Genomic DNA, 21,804 nt, shown 5'->3' with positions numbered 1-21,804 from the left:
GGATATTTTATGGCTCTCACTAAAATTGAACTTGCAGACGCATTAATTGCAAAAGGATTTGACAAACAAGCCGCAAAGTTGTTTATTGATCAATTTTTTGACGAAATCAGAAAAATATTGGCTTCAGGCGAAGAGGTAAAATTATCTGGTTTTGGTAATTTTACCTTGCGTGAGAAAAAAGCACGCCCAGGACGCAACCCTAAAACGGGTGAAAGTGTCACGATTTCTGCTCGTCGTGTGGTAGTTTTTAAAGCAGGGCAAAAAATGCGTGATCGTGTTAGTTCCGCAAAAAAATAGTAAATAGAGAGTCAAAACCTAAAAGTGTTATGTTTCAGATGCGCAAAACTAATACTTTGACAACCTCAGAGTCTGTTTGTGTATCAACATAGGGGCGAGTTTAACAAGCCCAGATATAGATCTGAATATAGACATTTGATTGAGAGGAGCTATGAAAGCATTTTTAAGAAAACATTTACCGAAAGTGATGATAGTAAGTTTAACTGCCATTTTGACTGCTTGTTCTTCAGGCCCATCATCTCAATCGCAAGTAAGCAAAATTTATCGCACAAACAAAACTAGTTTAGGCGATCCCATTTTGGTGATTGCGAATTTAAGCGAGCATCAGCAAGAATGGAAAGGCACACGTTATAAGCTTGGCGGAAATTCTCGTAGTGGGGTTGATTGCTCTGGGTTTATGCAAATCACGTTTAGAGACTTGTTTGGCATTGATTTACCAAGAATGACGGTTGATCAAGCTAAAGTGGGCAGAAAAATCGAGAAGCACGAAATCAGAACGGGCGATTTGGTTTTCTTCAATACAGGGCGAGGACCAAACGGTAAGCACGTTGGAGTTTATGTGAAAAATGGGCAATTCTTACACGCTTCAACCAAAGGTGGGGTCATTTATTCCAGTATGAATACGCCATTTTGGGCAAAAGCTTATTGGCAAGCACGCCGTTTATAGTGTTTAATTTGATTAAAAAATGATCGTATCAAAAATAAAAATTTTGAACTTGATCACAAATTTAAACATTGGTTTTCTGTTTTTGTAAAATGCGTTTGAAAAAGCAAAAATTTTCGAGTATCTTTGCAAGTAACAAAAACTAGAGTTGTGTTCAACAACCGATTTCATAAATTTGCTTTCCGAGTAGCCCCTTTGCAAGGGGCTTTTTTTATTTTGTTTGATCGTTTTTTACACGAAATAAAACCACATTTTAGAACACGAGAGAGTATTATGCGTTGTCCATTTTGTAGTAAAGAAGAAACTAAAGTGATTGATTCACGCTTGGCGGCAGATGGCTATCAAATCCGCCGCCGTCGTGAATGCACAAGTTGTAAAGAGCGTTTTACCACCTTTGAGTCGGCAGAGCTTTTTATTCCCTATATTGTGAAAAATAATGGAAATCGCGAACCTTTTGATGCCAATAAATTACGCATCAGTTTAATCAAGGCATTGGAAAAACGCCCAGTAAGTGCGGATGACCAAGAGCGTGCGATTAACCAGATTATTGTGCAACTGCGTGCTACGGGCGAACGAGAAGTGCCAAGTAAATTGGTGGGCACGTTAGCGATGAATGTATTAAAAGAGTTGGATAAAGTAGCTTATATCCGCTTTGCTTCTGTCTATCTCAGTTTTGAAGATATTGACGAATTTATTAAAGAAATTGAACAGTTAAAAGCCTAATGGGCTAAGAGAGGAATTATGGATCTCGCCTATCTTGCTGAACTTCCACAAGAAGAATTTATTACTCGTCGCGAAAATGTTTTTGCTCAAATGCAAGATAATTCCGCCTTTATTATTTTTACCGAAGCAGAAAAACGCCGTAATAACGACTGCAATTACCACTTCCGTCCAGATAGCTATTTCTGGTATCTCACAGGCTTTGCTGAGCCAGAATCTGCGTTATTGTTAATTAAGCAAAAAGGACTGTGCGAAAGTACTATTTTCTTACGCAAAAAAGATCGTGAAAAAGAGATTTGGACAGGTCGTCGCTTAGGTGTTGAAGCTGCACCAGAAACATTAAAGGTTGATGCTGCGTTTGAAATTGAACATCTTGCTAAAATTTTTACAGAAAAAACACAAAATTTGACCGCTTGCTACTATGCCCAAGGGTATCAAGCGTGGGGAGATAAGGTTGTTAATGCTCAATTCAAAGAGGTAATTGATTGGAGACCAATGCTTTCAGAGATGCGTTTAATTAAGTCAACGGCTGAAATTGCACTTATTCAACAAGCTTGCCATATTTCAGCATTAGCTCATATTCGAGCCATGAAACAGACGCGCCCAAATCGTTACGAGATGGAAATTGAAGGTGAAATTCAGCATGAATTTAATCGCTTTGGAGCTCGTTTTCCTTCTTATAATTCGATTGTTGCAAGCGGTGAAAATGCGTGTGTACTTCATTATGATGAGAATAGTGCGGTAATGAAAGACGGGGATTTGTTGTTGATTGATGCAGGAGCAGAGTTTGCTTATTATGCAGGTGATATTACCCGCACTTTCCCTGTAAATGGGAAATTTAGCGAGCCACAAAAAGCGCTTTATGAATTGGTTTTAAAAGCCCAAAAAGAGGCAATTAAACTATTAGTGCCGAGTAATTCTATCAAAATGGCAAATGAGCGAGTAATTGAGATTTTTACTGAAGGCTTGGTCGCACTCGGTATTTTAAAAGGCAATGTACACACCTTGATTGAACAAAAAGCGTATCGCCAATTTTATATGCACGGTTTAGGTCATTGGCTTGGTTTGGATGTACACGATGTCGGCGATTACAGCAACGAACGTAGTCGCCCATTAGAAATCGGTATGGTAATTACCGTCGAACCTGGTTTATATATCGCCAGTGATACAGATGTGCCAGAGCAATATAAGGGCATTGGCATTCGCATTGAAGATAATTTATTGATGACCGAGTACGGAAATAAAAACCTCACCAGCGGTTGCCCAAAAGAGCTTGCGGATATTGAAGAGATAATGGCTGCAGTCTAATTTTAAAATTGCAAACGTTTGCAAATAGCTAGTAAAATGAATTGAATTTTGCTAGAGTAGCGAAAATTTTTAAAGAGAGCATTTTATGAAAAAACATCACATTGAAACGCTAATTTCTCGTGAAGATGTTCAATCTCGCGTAAAAGAGTTGGCACAAGAAATTAACCGTCATTATCAACAGTTCGAGCATTGCCAAAACTTGGTAGTTGTCGGTTTATTGCGTGGTTCTTTTATGTTTATGGCAGATTTAGTTCGTCATCTTAACTTGCCTATTGAGGTGGATTTTTTAACCGCTTCTAGCTATGGATTAAGTACAGAATCGAGTCGTGATGTCAAAATCTTAAAAGACTTAGACAGTGAAATTCAAGGCAAAGACGTGTTAATCGTAGAAGATATTATCGACACAGGCTTTACGCTTAATAAAGTGCGTGAAATCTTAAAACTTCGTGAACCACGCTCAATTGCCATTTGTACGCTTTTAGATAAACCTTCTCGCCGTGAAGTGGAAGTGCCAGTGGAATGGGTTGGGTTTACTATTCCTGATGAATTTGTGGTTGGCTTTGGCATAGATTACGCACAGCGTTACCGCAATTTAGATTATATTGGTAAAGTGGTTATTGAAGAGTAATCTATTCTACCAAAGAAAACGCTTGAGGCTTGCAACTTCAAGCGTTTTTTGTATTCAAAGAAAAAGAATTATTTTTAAGGAAAGAGATAAAATGTGGAAAAAAAACTATCTTGCCCTTTGCTTGGCAGCTCCTTTGGTTTGGGCGAATAATCCCAAGCCTCACTCTTCAACTGAAACACAAAATATCGCGACCATCAATATTGCGGATTGGGAAAAAGGTTGGAAACAGGCTCAACAATTTGAGCAACAAACGCGGCTGATGCAACGTAATAATTTTCTGCAACTTGAAGGATTGCTCAAAGCCAGTGAACAACAAAAGCATTTATCGCCGAATATTTTGGCACTAGTTCAGCAACTTCAGATGACTTTAATTGGATATCCGTTATATGAAGATGCCCAATGGGCATTGATAAGAGCCAAAATTAAGGCAAATATACTAACTGATGAGGAATTGCAGAAGTTTATTGCACAATATCCGAACATTGCGAAACGTAATCAGCTTGCACAACGCCCGTTTGAAACGCTTTATCAACAACAAAAATGGGCAGAATTGTTGGCTTACGGACAAACGGTAAGCGCAACAAGCGTACTTAATCAATGTCGCCTATTTTCTGCTCAATTTCAATTGTTAGCCGAGCAGTTACAGATCAATCCTGAAGCGGCTCAAGCCAACCAAACCGCAGGGCCAAATTCAGAGGAGATGGGTAAATTACTGACGAAATTTGATCAATTTTGGCAAGGCAATAACCCTGAAAATAACGATTTTTGGCTGATGCCAAGCAACGTTGAGCCGAATTACTGGAAAACCAACGGACAATTGCCGTCAGAATGTGCGGGGATTGAGGCTTATTGGCGAGATCAAAACTTACGAACGCCTGAGAAAATCAGACAGAAAGCGGTCAATTTTTTCCATTTAGAAGCAAAACAAGGTTTAGCCAATTTACTCACTCAAACTCAAGATCCTGAATTGCAAACTTGGTTAACCACGGTTCAAGCATTACAGAACAATCCAAGCAGCTTGCAGAATTTTATCAAAAATCAACCGATTACTGCTGAAAACAAACGAATTGTGCTAGCCGTTTTCCCCAAATGGATAAACACTTTAAGTGAGCAAATGCCAAACCCAAGTTTTGCACTTTATCAGCAATGGGCGGATAAATGGCAACTGTCAGCAGATGAAATTCGGGATTGGAAAATCGGTTTTATTAGCCGTCTGTTTGACCATTCAGATCCGAGTTTCCAACTGTGGCGAGATGCACAATTGCAGGAACTTAAGGCAGATAATCTCACTGAGCGTCGTTTACGAATGGCAATTTGGCAACAAAATGATCTCAAACCTTGGCTAGCATTACTTAGCGAAGAAGGGAAAAATAAGGCGGAATGGCGTTATTGGCAGGCAAAGACCTTACCAAAAGAAGAACAACAAAAGGTGTTGGCTGCATTAGCTAAAGAGCGAGGTTTCTATCCAATGTTAGCCACCGAGCAATTAGGACAAGCCTACCAAGTTGAAATGCCAACGGTTGCACCGCTGACAGATTTGCAAACATCACAATGGAAACAACCGCTTGAACGCATTGCCGAACTGCGGGAATTGAACCGTATAGCACAAGCTAAAATAGCTTGGATTGAGCTATTACAAGCGGTCAATTTTGAGGAAAAATTAGCATTTAGCCAGTTTGCTTTAGCACAAAATTGGTATGACTTAGCGGTGGAAGGCACCATTCAAGCCAAAGCATGGGATTACATTCCGCTTCGCTTGCCAAATGCTTACTCTGATTGGTTTGCAATGAATTTACAAGGTAAACCAATTACTCAAACGTTTGCAATGGCAATTTCTCGCCAAGAAAGTGCGTGGAACCCACAAGCACGCTCACACGCCAATGCGATCGGTTTAATGCAAATGTTACCAAGCACAGCAAGTAATACAGCGAAAGTGGGTGAATTAATTTACACGGGCGAGCGTGATTTAATTGAGCCTTTTCGGAATATTATGCTCGGCACCGCGCATTTGGCGGAATTAAATGAGAAATACCCACAAAACCGTATTCTGATTGCTTCCGCCTATAACGCAGGTACAAGCCGTGTTACTCGTTGGTTAGAACTTGCAGGCGGACGATTGGCAATGGATGAGTTTATCGCCTCTATTCCATTTTTGGAAACTCGAGGCTATGTGCAAAATGTATTAACTTATGATTACTACTACCAGTTATTGCAAGGAGTGGAAAAGCCAACGATGTTTAATCCTGAAGAGATAGAACGGAAATATTAAATGCTAGAGAGAAGCCAGCGGCTGCTGGCTTTTTTATTCCTTTAAAACTTACCTTACAACACCTTCACAATCGCTTCTGCTAGTTTTTCGATGTTGCTATCAACAATACCTGCCACGTTAATACGACCTGAACGAACGGCGTAAATAGCGAAATCTTCGCGGAGCTTATCAACTTGTTCTGGGGTTAAACCGCTGAAAGAAAACATCCCATTTTGCTCGTTGATAAATGAGAAATCTTGTGTTGCGCCTTTCTCTTTTAATAATTCCACCAAACTGCTACGCATTGATTTAATACGGTTACGCATTTCGGTTAATTCTGCTTCCCATTCTGCTTTTAACGCTGGGTTGCTTAATACGGTTGCAACTGCACTTGCCCCGTGTGAGGCTGGATTAGAGTAGAGGGTGCGGATAATCGCTTTAATTTGCGTGAAGGCTTTATTTGCCACTTCGGTATTGTCTGCGATCAGTGTGAAAGCACCTACACGCTCGTTGTATAAACCAAAGTTTTTCGAATAAGAACTTGCAACTAATAATTCACGGTGATTTTTTACGAAAGCACGTAAACCGTAGGTATCTTCTTCTAAACCATTTGCGAAACCTTGATAAGCAAAGTCGAATAACGGTAACCAACCTTTTTCAGCTGACATTTTAGCTAATTCGTCCCATTGTGCGGGCGTTGGGTCAATCCCTGTTGGATTGTGGCAGCAACCGTGGAATAACACTACATCGCCTGCTTCTGCTTGGCTTAAATCGGCAATTAAATTATCCCAGTCTAAACGTTTTGTGGCTTCGTTATAATAGCGGTAATTTTTTACGGTTAAACCTACGGCGTTTACAATCGCATTGTGGTTTGGCCAAGTTGGGTTTGAAATCCAGACATTTTTGGCAGAAGTATGGCGTTTGATAAATTCAGCAGCAATGCGTAATGCACCTGTACCCCCTAAACTTTGTGCCGTCTTTGCACGACCTGAGGTAATCACTTCCGCGTTTTCACCGAAAAGTAATTTTTGTGTATAAGCGTTATAGACTTGTACGCCGTCAATGGTTAAGTAGTTTTTGGTTGTTTCATTGGCTAATAATTGGCGTTCGGCTTCTTTTACCGCTTTAACGATCGTTGTTTTGCCTTCTGCATTCATATAAACGCCGATCCCTAAGTTAATTTTACCTTCACGGGTTTCTGCTTTGAATGCTTCGCCTAAGCCTAAAATGGGGTCTGCTGGAGCTGCTTGGATATGGTCAAACATTGACATTTCTTACCTCTCAAATTGTGTTTGTTCAAAAGTTAGAGTGTTTGATTTATAAAACTAAATAGGTATTTTTGCAAGTGAAATTAAACGTTTGCATAGAATATTTTTTGTTGAACGATTTTCCGCCATTGCTCAATTTGTGATTTACTATATTTTGCATTCCAAGGGCTTGATAAAATCTCGGCAAGCTCCGCAAATTGCGATGTATCGGAAAAATACAACCGCTTTAGGCTCGCATAACAAGCGGTTAATGTTCGGTAATAATTTGCAAAGCCGAAAAGATTCTGTCTATCTTCTGCTTGAAAGCTGAAATTTGCATTTTCTTGGTTAAAAATCACCGCCTGATCATGTTCAAATTTCGTTTTGGCTTTTTCGCAGAACGTTTTTCCTTGTTCGGTAATAGGGTAGAGCATCATCGCACTTGGGTAGCCACTGCTGGCTTCTTTATTCGGTGTGATTTGCACTAATATAAAGCCTGCTTGCTTCCAAAAATGCAATAAATTTTCTGTCATACCAAAACTGACGGAAACAAAATCGACAAGCGGTTGTTTTTGTTGGCGGATTTGCAAAATAAACTCAGAAATTAACTGCTTGCCTACGCCTTGATTCTGATAATTTGGGTCAACTGCAATGCGGGAAATACGCATGGAACGAAGCTCGCAGGCCTCTGGCAAATTAGCTTGAAAGCATAGATATTGAGCCACTAAATTACCTTGAGGACGGCGAGAGCCTCGCCAAATCGCTTGGATAAGTTCTGGATCTAAACCGCCTTCATCGATTGCCCAAATACCACCAAGCAATGTGTCATCTTGATGTAATACACGGAAAAATTGCTGGTTTGTTCCATCCAATAAACGCCGAAGATCCGTAGGAGTCGTTTTGTAATGGGCTTGAGAGAGTAATGCGTAAAAGGCTTTTTTCTCACTTAAGTTCATCTCTTCAGCGGTGTAATCGTGTTTTTGCGATCTTGCGTTGTTTTCGGTGTATGAAAGCTCTTCATCAAGTAGCAAAAGGGCATTTACGAAGGCTTCCAGTGTGTCATTTGCTTGCCAACGGAGCGGTTGGCTAAGCTGCCAATGCTTTATTTGGCGGTTAATTTGTTTGGGCAGTTTGAGAGAAAAGCCTCTGCCTGTCCCTTCGTAATTATGCGTTGTTGTCGTTAAAACGACTTTATCGAAATAGTTGCAAAATTGCTGTAAAAATGGGAGGGGAAGGCTTGCAGCTTCATCGACAAAAAGCCATTGATTTGGTGAAATGTTTTTTTCTTCAATTTGTTGTAATAAAGCATCTGGGGCAAAAAATGGCATTTGCGTGTTATCTGAAAGTTTCCAGAAATTGGTTAATGCTTTACGGCTACGGGCGGTAATCACAACACTATTTTGTTGAGCAATTTTTGTAGCCAATTTTCCAGCGAGGGTAGATTTCCCTCGTCCACGTGGTGCGTTAATAAGATGAATATCTTCGTTTGCAAGCGGCAGATTTTTAAAAATATTTTGCTGTTCTTCGGTTAGGTCTGTTTCTACTTTTTTGCAAAAATTTGCTTGATTTTGACCGCTTGTGATGGAGAAGGTATCTAATCTTTTGTCGATAGAAAAACCAAATTGGTGGACTAAATCTTTAAAATGTTGGTAAAACGTCGGGCAGAAGATGGTGTTATTTTCGTTCCAACGCAACGCATCTTGGTCAGGAATAGTTTCCAACTTTTCCCAATTTGGGCAAATTAAATATAAACAACCTTGATGTTGAATCGTTCCTGCAAGAATAGCAAAGGCTTCTAGGTTAAATTGAATGGGGCAGTTTCCCATAAAATAGAACGCAGTAGGAAACTCTGAACCAAGCAGGCTTTTGGCATTTGAAAAGGGAATAAATTGCCAATGGGATTGAGTTTCTACCTCGTGAGGTAAAAAAATTCCTTCTTGAAGGATGTTATTTCGATGCGTTGTAACGCTTTTATTGAGTTGCTCAGAAAGCCAAGAAGGAATTTGTGTGAGAATAACCAGTTTACGCATTATTCTTTGATGGCTTTTTCAGAAAGATACGGATCTTCAAAACCGAGTTTCTGCATAATTTCCGTTTCTACCCCTTCCATTTCTTCGGCTTCCGCATCTACGATGTGATCGTAACCCAGTAGATGCAACGTACCGTGTACCGCTAAATGTGCCCAATGTGATTCGAGGCTGATTTGTTGCTCTTCAGCTTCACGTTCAACCACTTGGCGGCAAATCACTAAATCACCTAATAAAGCAAGCTCCACTTCATCAGGCACTTCAAATGGGAAAGAGAGTACATTGGTTGGTTTATCTTTACCACGATAAGTGAGGTTCAAATGGTGGCTTTCTTCTTCATCTACGATGCGGATAGTCATTTCCGTTTCGGGAAAATCGTCAGTTTGAGCTTCGAAAGCGAGAGCAGTTTGCACCCAGTGTGTAAATTGTTCAACTGTTGGCAAATTGGCTTCATTTTCGGTAGCAATTTGGAGATCGATAAATGGGGTAGTCATAAGTGTTTTCCTAATAAATAAATGGAAATTCTTTGTATTTTATCACTATTTTTTAAAGCCATTAAAGAGAAGTGTAAAACTTCGGTAAATTGCTTAAATTTAGCTAGGAATTTAGGCGACTTTAGCTGATAATGCATACATATTTTTGTTTTTATGTTTAAGGAGTGTTATGGCAGCGGAAGGTGCAAGTCAATTATTGAGTGTCGTCACTTTATTGGGGGCGGCAATTGTTGCAGTGCCAATTTTTAAAAGAATTGGTTTAGGCTCAGTTTTAGGCTATTTAGCCGCAGGTTTGGCAATTGGTCCTTTTGGATTGGGATTATTTTCAGATCCGCAATCTATCATTCACATAGCTGAACTTGGTGTGGTAATGTTCCTCTTCATTATCGGTTTAGAGATGAAGCCATCCCATTTGTGGGGATTACGCCGTCAGATTTTTGGGTTAGGCAGTGCACAAGTGGTCGTGAGTGCTATTTTGCTTACTTTTGTAGCAATGGCATTTGGTTTTCCTTGGCAAGTCGCGTTTATTGCGGGAGCAGGTTTCGTTTTAACGTCAACCGCGATTGTTATGCAGGTATTAAGCGAGCGTGGCGATATGGCGAGCTACCGTGGTCAGAAAATGATTTCGATCTTGCTTTTTGAAGACTTAATCATCGTGCCATTACTTGCAGTCGTATCATTCTTAGCGCCTGCTGATACAACAGCAGTGGTAAATACAACACCAATTTGGCAGAAAATCGGCATTGCAGGCTTATCAGTTACAGCATTAGTAGTAGCAGGCATTTGGCTCTTAAACCCGTTATTCCGCATTTTAGCGAAAACCAAAATACGTGAATTGATGACTGCTGTGGCGTTATTTGTGGTGCTTGGTTCAGCATGGTTAATGGAAGAGGGTGGTTTATCAACCGCAATGGGGGCATTCGTTGCTGGTGTGTTACTTTCAGAATCAAGCTTCCGTCACCAATTAGAAGCGGATATCGAACCATTCAGAGGCTTATTACTTGGATTATTCTTCCTCGGTGTAGGAATGGCGTTAGATCTGAATGTGGTATTCAATAACTGGTTGCTAATTTTATCTGCAGTTGTTGCGATGATGTTTGTAAAATCGTTGGTGATTTTTGGTATCGCAAAACTGGCGGGAAGTTCAAATACAAATGCGATGGATAGAGCAGTGGTAATGGCACAAGGCGGGGAGTTTGCCTTCGTATTATTTGCTGCAGCAACGACAAAAGGCGTAATCAATGCAGAAATTCAAGCAAATTTAACCGCTATTGTGGTACTTTCAATGATTTTTGCCCCAATTACAATCCTATTGCATAATAAATTTGTAGCACCTCGTTTAGCGGAAAAAAACAATCAGCCAGAGGATCACATTGATGAACAACGTTCTGTTATTCTGGTCGGAATTGGGCGTTATGGTCAAATTGTGAACCATATTTTAACGATGTCGGGCTATCACGCGACCGTAATTGATATGGATGCTAAACTGGTTGAAGGTTTGAAGGGGATGGGCGTGAAAAGCTATTACGGCAATGCAACACGTCCAGAATTACTGCGTAATGCAGGCATTGAAACCGCTGATTTAATGATTGTCGCTGTTGATGACAAAAAACAAGCGTTGCATATTGTAGAAACAGCGCGTGCATTAAATCCCAATATTCGCATTTTAACCCGTGCGTATGACCGTCGCCACGTGTTTGAGCTTTACAAAGCAGGGGCTGATGTCCAAGTGCGTGAATTATTCGATTCATCCGTTCGTATGGGACGCAAAGCACTTGAAGAACTAGGCGTTGAATATGAAGTAGCAGATGAGATCTGTAAATATTACTTCGATAAAGACCGTCACCGGGTAAAATTGATGGCTGAAGTTTATGACCCTAAATTAGAAAGCTTCAAAAACGAAGCAATGCGTAAAATTGCATTAGATGAAGATCAAGAGATGATGGTAGAAATTCAGCATATTTTGGAACGAGCGAAAGATAAGCATCACGAATAATAAAAACTAGAAGAACAAAAACCTAGTTGCAAAAAAAATGCAGCTAGGTTTTTTCTTTTATAGAAGTTATAGAAACAAATGGAGTATAGTTATTTTGATTATTTCTGCATTATATTTAACATAATCTACGTTATACGAAATTAAATAAAGTGTAAAAAGTATGTTAATTTATTGTTTATTTAACTCTTTAACTGTATTTTTCTAATCTAAATCAAATTTTTTGCATTTACGCTTTAATTCAGATTATGAAACGTGATATTCTATACTTCATAGTTCACGCTTTGCGTGTCTAATTTATATTTCCTAAAACGAAAACTAAGGTATTTGACATGTCTAAAAATTTAATTCTTATCCTTAACTGTGGTAGCTCATCTTTAAAATTTGCTATCTTAGATCCTAAAACAGGTGATGAAAAATTATCTGGTTTAGCAGAAGCATTCCATTTAGAAGATGCACGCATCAAATGGAAATTACATGGCGAAAAAGGTAATGCAGAATTAGGTGCAGGTGCTGCACACAGCGAAGCATTAAACTTCATCGCTAATGAGTTATTATCAGAAGAATTAAAAGCAAGCATTGGTGCTATCGGTCACCGTATCGTTCACGGTGGTGAGAAATTCACTTCATCTGTAGTGATCAATGATGATGTTGTTAAAGGTATTGAAGAAGCAATTCAATTCGCACCACTTCACAACCCTGCTCACCTAATCGGTATTAAAGAAGCATTCCGTATCTTCCCTGAATTAAAAGAGAAAAACGTTGCTGTATTCGACACAGCATTCCACCAAACAATGCCTGAAGAAGCATTCTTATATGCACTTCCATACTCTTTATATAAAGAACACGGTGTTCGTCGCTATGGAGCACATGGAACAAGCCATTTATTCATCTCTCGTGAAGTGGCTGAGCGTGTTGGCAAACCAGTTGACCAAACAAACGTTATCGTATGTCACTTAGGTAACGGTGGTTCTGTATCTGTAGTTCGTAACGGTAAATGTATTGATACTTCAATGGGCTTAACCCCATTAGAAGGTTTAGTAATGGGTACACGTTCTGGCGACATCGACCCCGCAATCGTATTCTATCTATACAAAAACTTAGGTATGTCAATGGAGCAAATCGAAGATACCTTAGTGAAAAAATCAGGTCTTTTAGGTTTAACTGAAGTAACTAGTGACTGCCGTTATGCGGAAGACAACTACGACGATGCATCTAAACCAGAAGCAAAACGTGCGTTAGATGTTTATAGCTACCGTTTAGCGAAATACATCGGTGCATATATGGCAATCTTAGGAGACTCTCACTTAGATGCTATCGCATTTACAGGTGGTATCGGTGAAAACTCTGCGCATGTTCGTGAATTAACATTAAACCACCTAAAATTATTCGGTGTAAAATTAGATAATGAACGCAACCTTGCAGCACGCTTCGGTAAAGAAGGTGTGATTACAACTGACGATTCTGCATTCAAAGCAATGGTTATCCCAACCAATGAAGAATTAGTGATTGCACAAGATACTGCTGAATTAGCACTATAATTTCTAAGGGCAGACTACTCTGCCCTTTCATTTTTATATCAACTTGGAAGAAATAAAATGTCTAGAACAATTATCTTAATCCCTACTACCACTGGTGTAGGTTTAACAAGTGTGACCTTAGGTCTTGTTCACGCACTTGAACAAAAAGGCACTAAAGTGGGTTTCTTAAAACCGATTGCACAACCAATCACAGGCGAAGATACCTTAGACCGCTCTACTTCAATTATCAAGGCAACTCGAACAACTGAAGTGGGCGAACCGTTTATGTTAAGCGAAGCAGAAACGCTAATCGGTCAAAACCAAACAGATGTATTATTAGAGAAAATCGTAGAACGTCACCAAGCATTATCAAAAAATAATGAAGTGATCGTAGTAGAAGGTTTAATTCCAACACGTAAAAATGCATACGCAAACAGCGTAAACTACGAAGTAGCTCAAGCATTAGATGCAGAAATCGTATTAGTCGCAGCACCAGGTTCAGATAAACCAGCTCAATTAAAAGAACGTGTTGAAGCGGCAGCATCAGAATTTGGTGGTCGTAACAACCCTAATCTTTTAGGTGTGGTAATCAACAAATTTAACGCACCTGTTGATGAATCAGGTCGTACTCGCCCAGATTTAACTGAAATCTTCGACTCTTTCCAACACAGCACACAAAATGTGGCTGAAGTTGAAACTTTATTCGCAAAAAGCCCAATCAAACTGCTTGGCTGTATTGAATGGAAAGCAGATTTAATCGCAACACGTGCAATTGATCTTGCAAAACATTTACATGCTTCAATCATCAACGAAGGAGAATTAAACTCTCGTCGTATTCGTGGAGTAAGTTTCTGTGCACGTAGTCTTCCACATATGGTAGACCATTTCAAAGCGGGCAATTTATTAGTGACTTCTGCAGACCGTCCAGAAGTATTAGTGGCTGCATCATTAGCGGTAATGAATGGCATAGAAATCGGTGCAATCTTATTAACCGGTGGCTACAAAATCGAGAATAACATTGCAAAACTTTGCCAACAAGCATTCGAAACAGGTGTGCCAGTATTCCGCGTTGAAAGCAACACTTGGCAAACAGCTCTTAATCTTCAAAGCTTCAGCTTAGAAGTGCCTGCAGATGACAAGGAGCGTATCAACGAAATTAAAGAATACGTAGCAGGTTCATTAAATGCTGGTTTCATCGAAGAAGTAGCGAAAGGTGCAACTCGTGCACGACGCTTATCTCCTGCTGCATTCCGTTATCAATTAACTGAATTTGCACGTTCAGCGAAAAAACGTATCGTATTACCAGAAGGTGATGAACCTCGTACAATTAAAGCAGCTGCATTATGTGCAGAACGTGGTATCGCAGAATGTATCTTACTTGCGAATCCAACTGATGTTCAACGTGTGGCTGAAGCACAAGGCGTAACCTTAGGTAAAGGCATTACTATCATCAACCCTGCTGATGTGCGTGAAAACTATGTAGCTCGTTTAGTTGAGTTACGTAAAGCGAAAGGTATGACCGAAGAGTCTGCTCGTGAGCAATTAGAAGACACCGTTGTACTTGGTACAATGATGTTAGAAGCAAATGAAGTAGATGGTTTAGTATCAGGTGCGGTTCACACTACCGCGAACACTATTCGCCCACCAATGCAAATCATCAAAACTGCTCCAGGTAGCTCAATTGTTTCTTCTATCTTCTTTATGTTATTACCAGACCAAGTATTGGTATATGGTGACTGTGCAGTAAACCCAGATCCAAATGCAGAACAATTAGCAGAAATTGCTATCCAATCAGCAGACTCTGCGAAAGCCTTTGGTATTGACCCGCGTGTTGCGATGATCTCTTACTCAACAGGTACATCAGGTTCTGGTGCAGACGTTGAGAAAGTGAAAGAAGCAACTCGCATTGCGAAAGAAAAACGCCCAGACTTAATCATTGACGGTCCATTACAATATGACGCAGCGGTGATGGAAGATGTAGCTCGTTCTAAAGCACCTAACTCACCGGTGGCAGGTAAAGCTACCGTGTTTGTATTCCCAGACTTAAATACAGGTAACACCACATATAAAGCGGTACAACGCTCTGCAGATCTCGTTTCAATCGGTCCTATGCTTCAAGGTATGCGTAAACCAGTAAACGACTTATCTCGTGGTGCATTAGTAGACGATATCGTTTACACTATCGCATTAACTGCAATTCAAGCGACACAAGCTTAATTGTTTTTCCTAGGGTAACTAAGTTACCCTAGGTTAGGTATAATTCAGCCCCTTTGGGGCTGTTTTTATATGCAAAAAAATTCTAAAAAACCACCGCTTGCAGCCTAAAATATCCTTATCCAAATAAGAATTATTCTGTTATGATGTTGTTAATTCTTATCACACGAGGATAACAAAATGTCTGTTCAACAACTCATTTCACAACTTACCGACATTGTCGGTACGCATCATATTATTACTGACCTAACTAAAACAGAAGCTTATCGAAGTGGTTACCGATTTGGTACGGGGAATGCGATTGCTGTCGTTCGACCTGCTACGCTACTTGAGTTTTGGAATATTGTAAAAGCCTGTGTTGAACACGATGTGATTGTTATCAACCAAGCTGCAAATACAGGTTTAACTGGTGGTTCTACACCAGATGGCAATGATTACGACCGCGATATTGTCATCATCAACGCAATGCGAATTGACGGCATCCAACTCATCAACAACGCCTCCCAAGTTGTCTGCTTACCAGGCTCCACCCTCAACGAATTAGAAAATCAACTCAAACCATTTGGTCGCGAACCGCACTCTGTTATTGGCTCATCTTGCATTGGTGCATCTGTTATCGGCGGGATTTGTAACAACTCAGGTGGAGCATTAGTTCAACGTGGACCAGCCTATACCGAAATGGCGCTTTTTGCTCAACTTAATGAAAAAGGTGAATTAGAACTAAAAAACCATTTAGGCATTGATTTAGGCGAAACCCCAGAAGAAATCTTAACCAATCTACAAGAAAAACGTTATCAGGTTAAAGATATTCAACAAGATTGCGGACGCGGGCACGACCATCACTACTGCAATCACGTCCGTCAAGTCGATGAAGACTCCCCTGCTCGCTTCAATGCAGACCCAGCTCGCCACTACGAAGCTTCAGGCAGTGCGGGTAAACTTGCCATTTTTGCTGTACGTTTAGATACCTTCCAACTTGAAAAAGAGACCGCTGTTTTCTATATCGGCACCAATCAAACATCCGTATTAAACGATATTCGCCGCCATATGTTAGCGAATTTTGAAGTTTTGCCAATTTCAGGAGAATATATCCATCGTGATGCATTCGACATCGCCGCAAAATATGGTAAAGATACTTTCTGGGTCATCAAAAAATTTGGTACGCATTGGCTACCAAAACTCTTTGCCTTAAAAGCCAACGTGGATCGCATCGGTAAAAAATTCGCCTTCTTACCGCAACATTTAAGCGATAAATTTATGCAAACTGTCTCTAAATTTATTCCTGAACACTTGCCAAAAAGTTTGTGGGATTATCGCGATAAATATGAACATCATCTTATTGTAAAAATGGGTGGTAAAGGCGTGCAAGAGGCTCGAAACTACTTAAAATCTTACTTTGCGGATAATACAAAAGGCGGTTATTTTGAGTGTAACGCAATCGAAACTCAAGCAGCAATGCTCCACCGTTTTGCGGTAGCTAGTGCGGCAATTCGCTACCGTGCGATTCACGAAAAAGAAGTGGAAGATATTGTTGCCTTAGATGTGGCTTTACGCCGTAATGACCAAGATTGGTTCGAAGTATTACCGCCAGAAATTGGTAGCAAAATTAGCCATAAACTCTACTACGGACATTTTATGTGCCACGTATTCCACCAAGATTACATCGTGAAAAAAGGACACGACTGTATGGAATTAGAACACGAAATGTTGAAATTGCTCGATAAACGCGGTGCACAATACCCAGCCGAACACAACGTAGGGCATTTATACGAAGCTAAACCAACGCTTAAAAAATTCTATAAAGCGTTAGACCCAACAAATAGCTTCAACCCTGGTATTGGTAAAACCACGAAGAAAAAATATTGGGCGGAATAATCTTCTCAATTGCAAACAAGCGGTCGAATTTGACCGCTTGTTTGCTAATACTGCTAATTAAACATACTCATCATCTGTTCTGGTTCAATATCAGGGTTTGCCACAACCGCTTCGCTTAAATCAACCTTATTATTAAGCAATTGATGTAGCTGTAAATCAAAAGATCGAATTTCTGGATGAACTGCCATCGGTAAATAGACATTAACCTGTTTTTGCTGACCGATTCGATACACCCGATCTGTTGCTTGGGCTTCTTTAGCTGGATTCCAATGACGCTCTAAATGAATAACATTATTCGCTCCTGTTACCGTTAATCCAACGCCAGCTGCAACAGGTGACATAATCAGTACACCAAATCCTTGTTGAGCTTGAAATGCATCAATAATATTTTTGCGAGAACGTGTATTTTTTGAGGTCGCTACCGCCGCCGTTTCACCATTGATCACATCAACACTGATGCCATAATCAATCATCATCAATGCAATTAAATAGGACTGAACCAACTTACTCTCAGCAAAAATAATAACCTTTTCTTGTCGTTGTTTAATTTCTTTTATAATGCTGAGTAAAGATCCAATTTTGGCGGAAAGATTGGCATCAGGTAAATAATTTTTACTTTCTAAATCTCGAATCTGAGGATGAATACTAATCATCTTCAGATCTCGCAATGACGCCAACATCAAACCCTGTTTATTTGTAGCATTACGTATCCGAGTAACAACATCATTATAGCTTTGAAGCTGGACACCTTTCATCAAGGCTTCAAGTTGAGGCAAATAATGTTGATCGGAGCGACATCCTGAATAAATCACTTTTTCAGGTAAGCCTTTCAATTTTTCAGCTTTGGTGCGTCTTAACATAAAGCGATCGACTTTTTCCCGTAAAATACGCCCTATTTCATATTTTTTCTCATCTGTTTCTGACTCATCTGCCTTAAGAATTGGCGTAATATAGGTTTCTCTAAATTCCCGCCAAGAACCTAGTAAACCTGGTGTTGCGGTATCCATTAAACACCAAAAATCTTTTAAGCTATTTTCCACAGGTGTCCCTGTTGCGAGCAGTTTAAACTCTGATTTTAAACCTTTTGCTGCTCGAGTTGCTAATGTATTTGGATTTTTTAAGTTCTGAGCCTCATCAAAAATAACCATACCCCAGTCAATCCGACAGAGTGAGAATTGATAATCACGCAACGTTTGATAGGTAGTTAACACCAAACGTGCAGGCATATCTAAACGATCTTGCTTATAATTGTTTCCCACTTTCAAGGAGTAACGAATTTCATCTACCGAAGCTACATCGTTATGAAGATATTGTTTAATTTCACTGCCACCAAGTCGATACTTTTTCAATCCTTGCCCTTGTAAAACAATCACATCATCAAACGGTGGTTGTTTAAAGGTTTCATCGAGCTCAGCTTGCCAGTTTTCTAATAAACTCAGAGGAGCCACAACTAAAATTGGTTTCAGTGTTTTTGAAAGCTCATTCTGGCGACGATAATATTCAGCAATCGACACTAACGTCATATAGGTTTTACCTAGTCCCATATCATCAGCTAACAATGCACCACTCTCAGTTTGCTCCTGTTCAATCGTTTTTAGATGCGAAAGAATCCAATGGATGCCTTCTTGCTGATGAGGATAAGGCAGCCGTTTTAGATTTGCCTGATCAAGCAGTGGAATTTCTTGTAAATTTAGCAAAGAAACAAACCGCTTAAATCGATTTTCTTCATCATTATCTTCAATATCCACAACTGCTTTTTCGCTTTGTTCTGAATCATTTGTATCTGATGGAACACCGCTTTCTGCATCTTCATCCTGATGTTGAATAGCCTGAGTAATTTTCTCTAAAATGGTTTCAACCGTTTCAGTATCTGAAATATCAATGGAGGCTTCTCCGACTTGGATAACCGAAGCTCCTACGTTGCGAGCATTTTCAATCAGTGCTTTAACCTCTTCTAACTCAGCCTCAGAACGAATAATCTCCTCAAAGGCAATTGGCGAATTGATAAAATGCTGATCGCCAAGCCAATCAATACCCGACTCTTGTTCACCACCAAAATATTTATACACGAATTTTTCAGCCCCTGCCACGCGAAGAGAAAAGCCCGTATCTAAATCTACCACTGCTCCATTCAAATAAGCGGTAGGATTTTTCAAGAAATTTGCCACTTCCGCTTTGTTTATACGGCGAATATGGCGACTTTCTCCGTTTTCATCTACGGGGAAGATTTCGTTAATAGCTGAGATAGTCTTTTCATCAAACAAGACAAACTGTTTTTTTACTCGCAAAATTCGTTTATCTTGCTTATCTAACTGCCCTAATCGCTCTCTAATATCCTCTGTTGCAACGCCTTTAATCGCAGGAATCAACTCAATATCGCCATTCGGTAATTGATTTACCGCCACGCCTATCGTTTCAGGTTTAACTAACTTCAAATTCCCTTGATTGAAATGAGCAAGATCAATAGGCATCCCAGCCACTTTTGCCGTTTGCAATTGGAACATTAGCCAATTATTTTCATATTCAGAACGATCTTTTTCTCTTAGTTCTTGATGGCGCTCTAAGGCTTTCAATGCCTGATATTCTGCAGGTGTTAAAGAATACTTCTCTTTGTTAGTTAAAGATAAAAAAGCCCCCAAGCGTTGAGGTTGGAACACTGTGCTACCATCGGGCATAAGGAGTTTAAGATTCACGGAGAAATCGGTTCTGGTCGTGTTGCCTCGAATATCGATTTGATAACTCCCTGTAAAATGCGGTGGCATTTCAAAAAGATGAATAAAATCTTCGCCTAAATCAGGCAAAATGATGGAAGGAACAATAAAACCATCTGAAACTCGATTAATTGAATAGCTATCTTGCAAGGTCTTCAAATAAGCATATTGCAACGCAAAAAAAGGATTGTTTTTTGCAAAAGATTCTGGATTTTCAACCGCTTGTGAAGGAAAAATAAACTCTATATCTTCAAAAGCATTGATTTTCCACCGGATTTTCTCTTCAATTTTACTCGTTGAAATAAATGATTTAATTAAATCTAATAATCCCATTTTACCCTCTATTTTGCTCGCGATAACGATAGTATTCCCAAGAGTCTAACACTTCATCAGCAGGTAGGTTAATACCTGTTTTCTTAAACCAATCTAATAACTTAAACTTCCAGCTGGAATGCACATCATGAGCCGTACTATACATCTGTTTGCCAAAATTTAATCTATACCAGCCTTCCAAGCCACCTGATAACTCATCTCGTTCATAAAAACGATGCTGATAATCGGCGATCCTAGAATATTTAGGAATTTGATGGAAATAGCGAACTCTAAAGCTATGTGTGCCTTCTACTAAATGCCAGCCATTTTTTAACTGTAAATAGATAACAGATGCTTCGCCCGAAACCCTTGCATAAGCATCTAATCGATGTGGTTCCGCATAATGGTAGCGTAAGTAATTTGCAGCTTCTCGGGTAAAGAATAAACGGGAATGACGTATGCAATCATGATCAAATAACGCTTCTAAGAACTGTTTTCTGCCTGCAAACATGCGTTCCATATCGGTTTTTCCTAAATCCACTGCACTTTGTTCTAGTAATTTTAAGAACAATTTAAGATCGTGACGGCTTAACCAAGAACGCATTTGTTCTACGCGTTTTTCACCTAATGGCAGCCACCATTGATTTAGGTTAATTTCAGAGGCAATACGTGGATCATCGGCAATATCTAAAATTACATTTTGCCATGCTTCGGAAATCTCTCCCCCCTCTTTTGCGGTGCGATCAATCAAAATTTCCACCACTTTATGTCCAATCCAATAATGTTTATCGTATTGCACTTGAATAATGTCGGCTTTGGTTACTTCTTCAAAAATCTGGTGATATTCGCCCAAAGGAATGGTTTTCAGAGTTTCGATATAGTAAATGGATTGACTAATTTGTAATAATCGCCCATTTTTAAATGCAGCTATCCCCATATCTTGCAAAGTATGAGTAAAATCCTGCTGATTCTGGTGGGCCATTTTTACAATCTTATGTGGAGCCGTTGGGCTAAAAAGCTGAGAAGCAAATTCGGCATAACGGGCTAAATCACTTTTAACTAGCTCGTTTTTTTCTTTTTTCTGACGAATTTTCTCTAGTTTCTTAACTTGTGTTTTTAAAAATTGGCAAAAATACTCAAAATTTTCACCGCTTTCTAATGTGGCAAATCGATCAAAATAGAGCTGAATCAACATCATCAATGAAAGGCGGCTCATCGGCGAACGCACAGCTGCAAACTGATCAATCAATTCGGGACTTAAATGTACCTGCTTTTTTACCTCGTCTTTGACCTCATTTGATGTTACAATCGTCAAATAAGCTCTCACTTGGTTAGGTGTTTGTAGCATAAAAGGGAAAAATTCCCCTTTCTCTAAAGCACGAAAAATACGCAAAAAGTTTGTTTTGAAAACATCTGATCCCATCCCTACCCTTTTGGTCATCTGGGCTAATTTTTTCACTTCTTTAGTAAGATCGATCTCTCTTTCAGGCAAAGAAAAGTTGATTGAAGGCAAACTAATGCGAGGTAATTTTAATTCATCACTCAT

At 39.6% G+C, this 21,804-nt stretch carries 15 protein-coding genes; 10 read left to right on the top strand and 5 right to left on the bottom strand.

Translation table 11 applies throughout. The annotated features are described in order from the left end of the window. The first annotated feature begins 9 nt into the window (after window positions 1-9). From DPV92_RS00635 to DPV92_RS00610, 6 genes are all read left to right on the top strand, one after another. Window positions 10-297: an integration host factor subunit alpha gene (locus DPV92_RS00635; RefSeq protein ID WP_111353156.1), complete on the top strand. Its 288-nt coding sequence runs from the start codon at window positions 10-12 to the stop codon at window positions 295-297. Between the two features lie 151 nt (window positions 298-448). Beyond that, window positions 449-964 carry an NlpC/P60 family protein gene (locus DPV92_RS00630; protein ID WP_111353154.1) on the top strand — a complete coding sequence of 172 codons (516 nt, stop codon included), beginning with the start codon at window positions 449-451 and terminating at the stop codon, window positions 962-964. 270 nt (window positions 965-1,234) lie between these two features. Next, entirely contained in the window at window positions 1,235-1,684 is a 450-nt protein-coding gene (gene nrdR / locus DPV92_RS00625; RefSeq protein WP_005709859.1) for a transcriptional regulator NrdR, read from the top strand. A gap of 18 nt (window positions 1,685-1,702) precedes the next feature. After that, a complete protein-coding gene (gene pepP / locus DPV92_RS00620; protein ID WP_111353152.1) occupies window positions 1,703-2,989 on the top strand; it encodes a Xaa-Pro aminopeptidase in 1,287 nt (428 codons plus the stop codon). An 85-nt stretch (window positions 2,990-3,074) separates the two neighbouring features. Further along, entirely contained in the window at window positions 3,075-3,617 is a 543-nt protein-coding gene (gene hpt / locus DPV92_RS00615; protein WP_111353150.1) for a hypoxanthine phosphoribosyltransferase, read from the top strand. 91 nt (window positions 3,618-3,708) lie between these two features. After that, window positions 3,709-5,886, top strand: coding sequence for a transglycosylase SLT domain-containing protein (locus DPV92_RS00610; RefSeq protein ID WP_111353148.1), 2,178 nt, complete (start codon window positions 3,709-3,711; stop codon window positions 5,884-5,886). Between the two features lie 53 nt (window positions 5,887-5,939). Here DPV92_RS00610 and DPV92_RS00605 read toward each other — a convergent pair whose 3' ends face one another. From DPV92_RS00605 to ybeY, 3 genes are all read right to left on the bottom strand, one after another. Then, window positions 5,940-7,136, bottom strand: coding sequence for an amino acid aminotransferase (locus tag DPV92_RS00605; protein ID WP_111353146.1), 1,197 nt, complete (start codon window positions 7,134-7,136; stop codon window positions 5,940-5,942). A gap of 80 nt (window positions 7,137-7,216) precedes the next feature. Then, complete coding sequence (locus DPV92_RS00600) at window positions 7,217-9,142, bottom strand: GNAT family N-acetyltransferase (RefSeq protein WP_111353144.1); 1,926 nt, start codon at window positions 9,140-9,142, stop codon at window positions 7,217-7,219. Then, window positions 9,142-9,633: an rRNA maturation RNase YbeY gene (ybeY, locus tag DPV92_RS00595; protein WP_111353142.1), complete on the bottom strand. Its 492-nt coding sequence runs from the start codon at window positions 9,631-9,633 to the stop codon at window positions 9,142-9,144. Before ybeY ends, DPV92_RS00600 begins: the two co-directional genes overlap by 1 nt. Before the next feature lie 169 nt (window positions 9,634-9,802). Here ybeY and DPV92_RS00590 point away from each other — a divergent pair, with 169 nt between their 5' ends. The 4 genes from DPV92_RS00590 (at window position 9,803) to dld (ending at window position 17,235) form a co-directional block, all read left to right on the top strand. Next, window positions 9,803-11,629 carry a monovalent cation:proton antiporter-2 (CPA2) family protein gene (locus DPV92_RS00590; RefSeq protein WP_111353140.1) on the top strand — a complete coding sequence of 609 codons (1,827 nt, stop codon included), beginning with the start codon at window positions 9,803-9,805 and terminating at the stop codon, window positions 11,627-11,629. 329 nt (window positions 11,630-11,958) lie between these two features. Further along, on the top strand, window positions 11,959-13,167 hold the full coding sequence (locus tag DPV92_RS00585; protein WP_111353138.1) for an acetate kinase: 1,209 nt from the start codon (window positions 11,959-11,961) through the stop codon (window positions 13,165-13,167). 57 nt (window positions 13,168-13,224) lie between these two features. Further along, window positions 13,225-15,363, top strand: a complete 2,139-nt coding sequence (pta, locus tag DPV92_RS00580) for a phosphate acetyltransferase (protein WP_111353137.1) — start codon at window positions 13,225-13,227, stop codon at window positions 15,361-15,363. A 177-nt stretch (window positions 15,364-15,540) separates the two neighbouring features. Next, window positions 15,541-17,235, top strand: a complete 1,695-nt coding sequence (dld, locus tag DPV92_RS00575) for a D-lactate dehydrogenase (RefSeq protein ID WP_111353135.1) — start codon at window positions 15,541-15,543, stop codon at window positions 17,233-17,235. Between the two features lie 53 nt (window positions 17,236-17,288). Here the strand turns inward: dld and DPV92_RS00570 are convergent, their stop codons facing one another. Beyond that, entirely contained in the window at window positions 17,289-20,279 is a 2,991-nt protein-coding gene (locus DPV92_RS00570; RefSeq protein ID WP_111353133.1) for a DEAD/DEAH box helicase, read from the bottom strand. 1 nt (window position 20,280) lies between these two features. Beyond that, window positions 20,281-21,804 carry an EH signature domain-containing protein gene (locus DPV92_RS00565; protein WP_111353131.1) on the bottom strand — a complete coding sequence of 508 codons (1,524 nt, stop codon included), beginning with the start codon at window positions 21,802-21,804 and terminating at the stop codon, window positions 20,281-20,283.

This window comes from Pseudohaemophilus paraphrohaemolyticus (genome assembly GCF_003253115.1).
GTDB classification, from domain to species: Bacteria; Pseudomonadota; Gammaproteobacteria; order Enterobacterales; family Pasteurellaceae; genus Haemophilus_A; species Haemophilus_A paraphrohaemolyticus_A.
This window is presented reverse-complemented; position numbering and strand designations above follow the sequence as displayed.

Excerpts from the sequence above, each read along its gene's own strand:
- DPV92_RS00565 (WP_111353131.1), bottom strand. The coding sequence starts at position 21,804 with ATGAGTGATGAATTAAAATTACCTCGCATTAGTTTGCCTTCAATCAAC.
- nrdR (WP_005709859.1), top strand. The coding sequence starts at position 1,235 with ATGCGTTGTCCATTTTGTAGTAAAGAAGAAACTAAAGTGATTGATTCA.
- pepP (WP_111353152.1), top strand. The coding sequence starts at position 1,703 with ATGGATCTCGCCTATCTTGCTGAACTTCCACAAGAAGAATTTATTACT.
- DPV92_RS00635 (WP_111353156.1), top strand. The coding sequence starts at position 10 with ATGGCTCTCACTAAAATTGAACTTGCAGACGCATTAATTGCAAAAGGA.
- DPV92_RS00610 (WP_111353148.1), top strand. The coding sequence starts at position 3,709 with ATGTGGAAAAAAAACTATCTTGCCCTTTGCTTGGCAGCTCCTTTGGTT.
- DPV92_RS00605 (WP_111353146.1), bottom strand. The coding sequence starts at position 7,136 with ATGTCAATGTTTGACCATATCCAAGCAGCTCCAGCAGACCCCATTTTA.
- pta (WP_111353137.1), top strand. The coding sequence starts at position 13,225 with ATGTCTAGAACAATTATCTTAATCCCTACTACCACTGGTGTAGGTTTA.
- DPV92_RS00600 (WP_111353144.1), bottom strand. The coding sequence starts at position 9,142 with ATGCGTAAACTGGTTATTCTCACACAAATTCCTTCTTGGCTTTCTGAG.
- DPV92_RS00585 (WP_111353138.1), top strand. The coding sequence starts at position 11,959 with ATGTCTAAAAATTTAATTCTTATCCTTAACTGTGGTAGCTCATCTTTA.
- hpt (WP_111353150.1), top strand. The coding sequence starts at position 3,075 with ATGAAAAAACATCACATTGAAACGCTAATTTCTCGTGAAGATGTTCAA.
- DPV92_RS00570 (WP_111353133.1), bottom strand. The coding sequence starts at position 20,279 with ATGGGATTATTAGATTTAATTAAATCATTTATTTCAACGAGTAAAATT.
- ybeY (WP_111353142.1), bottom strand. The coding sequence starts at position 9,633 with ATGACTACCCCATTTATCGATCTCCAAATTGCTACCGAAAATGAAGCC.
- DPV92_RS00590 (WP_111353140.1), top strand. The coding sequence starts at position 9,803 with ATGGCAGCGGAAGGTGCAAGTCAATTATTGAGTGTCGTCACTTTATTG.
- DPV92_RS00630 (WP_111353154.1), top strand. The coding sequence starts at position 449 with ATGAAAGCATTTTTAAGAAAACATTTACCGAAAGTGATGATAGTAAGT.
- dld (WP_111353135.1), top strand. The coding sequence starts at position 15,541 with ATGTCTGTTCAACAACTCATTTCACAACTTACCGACATTGTCGGTACG.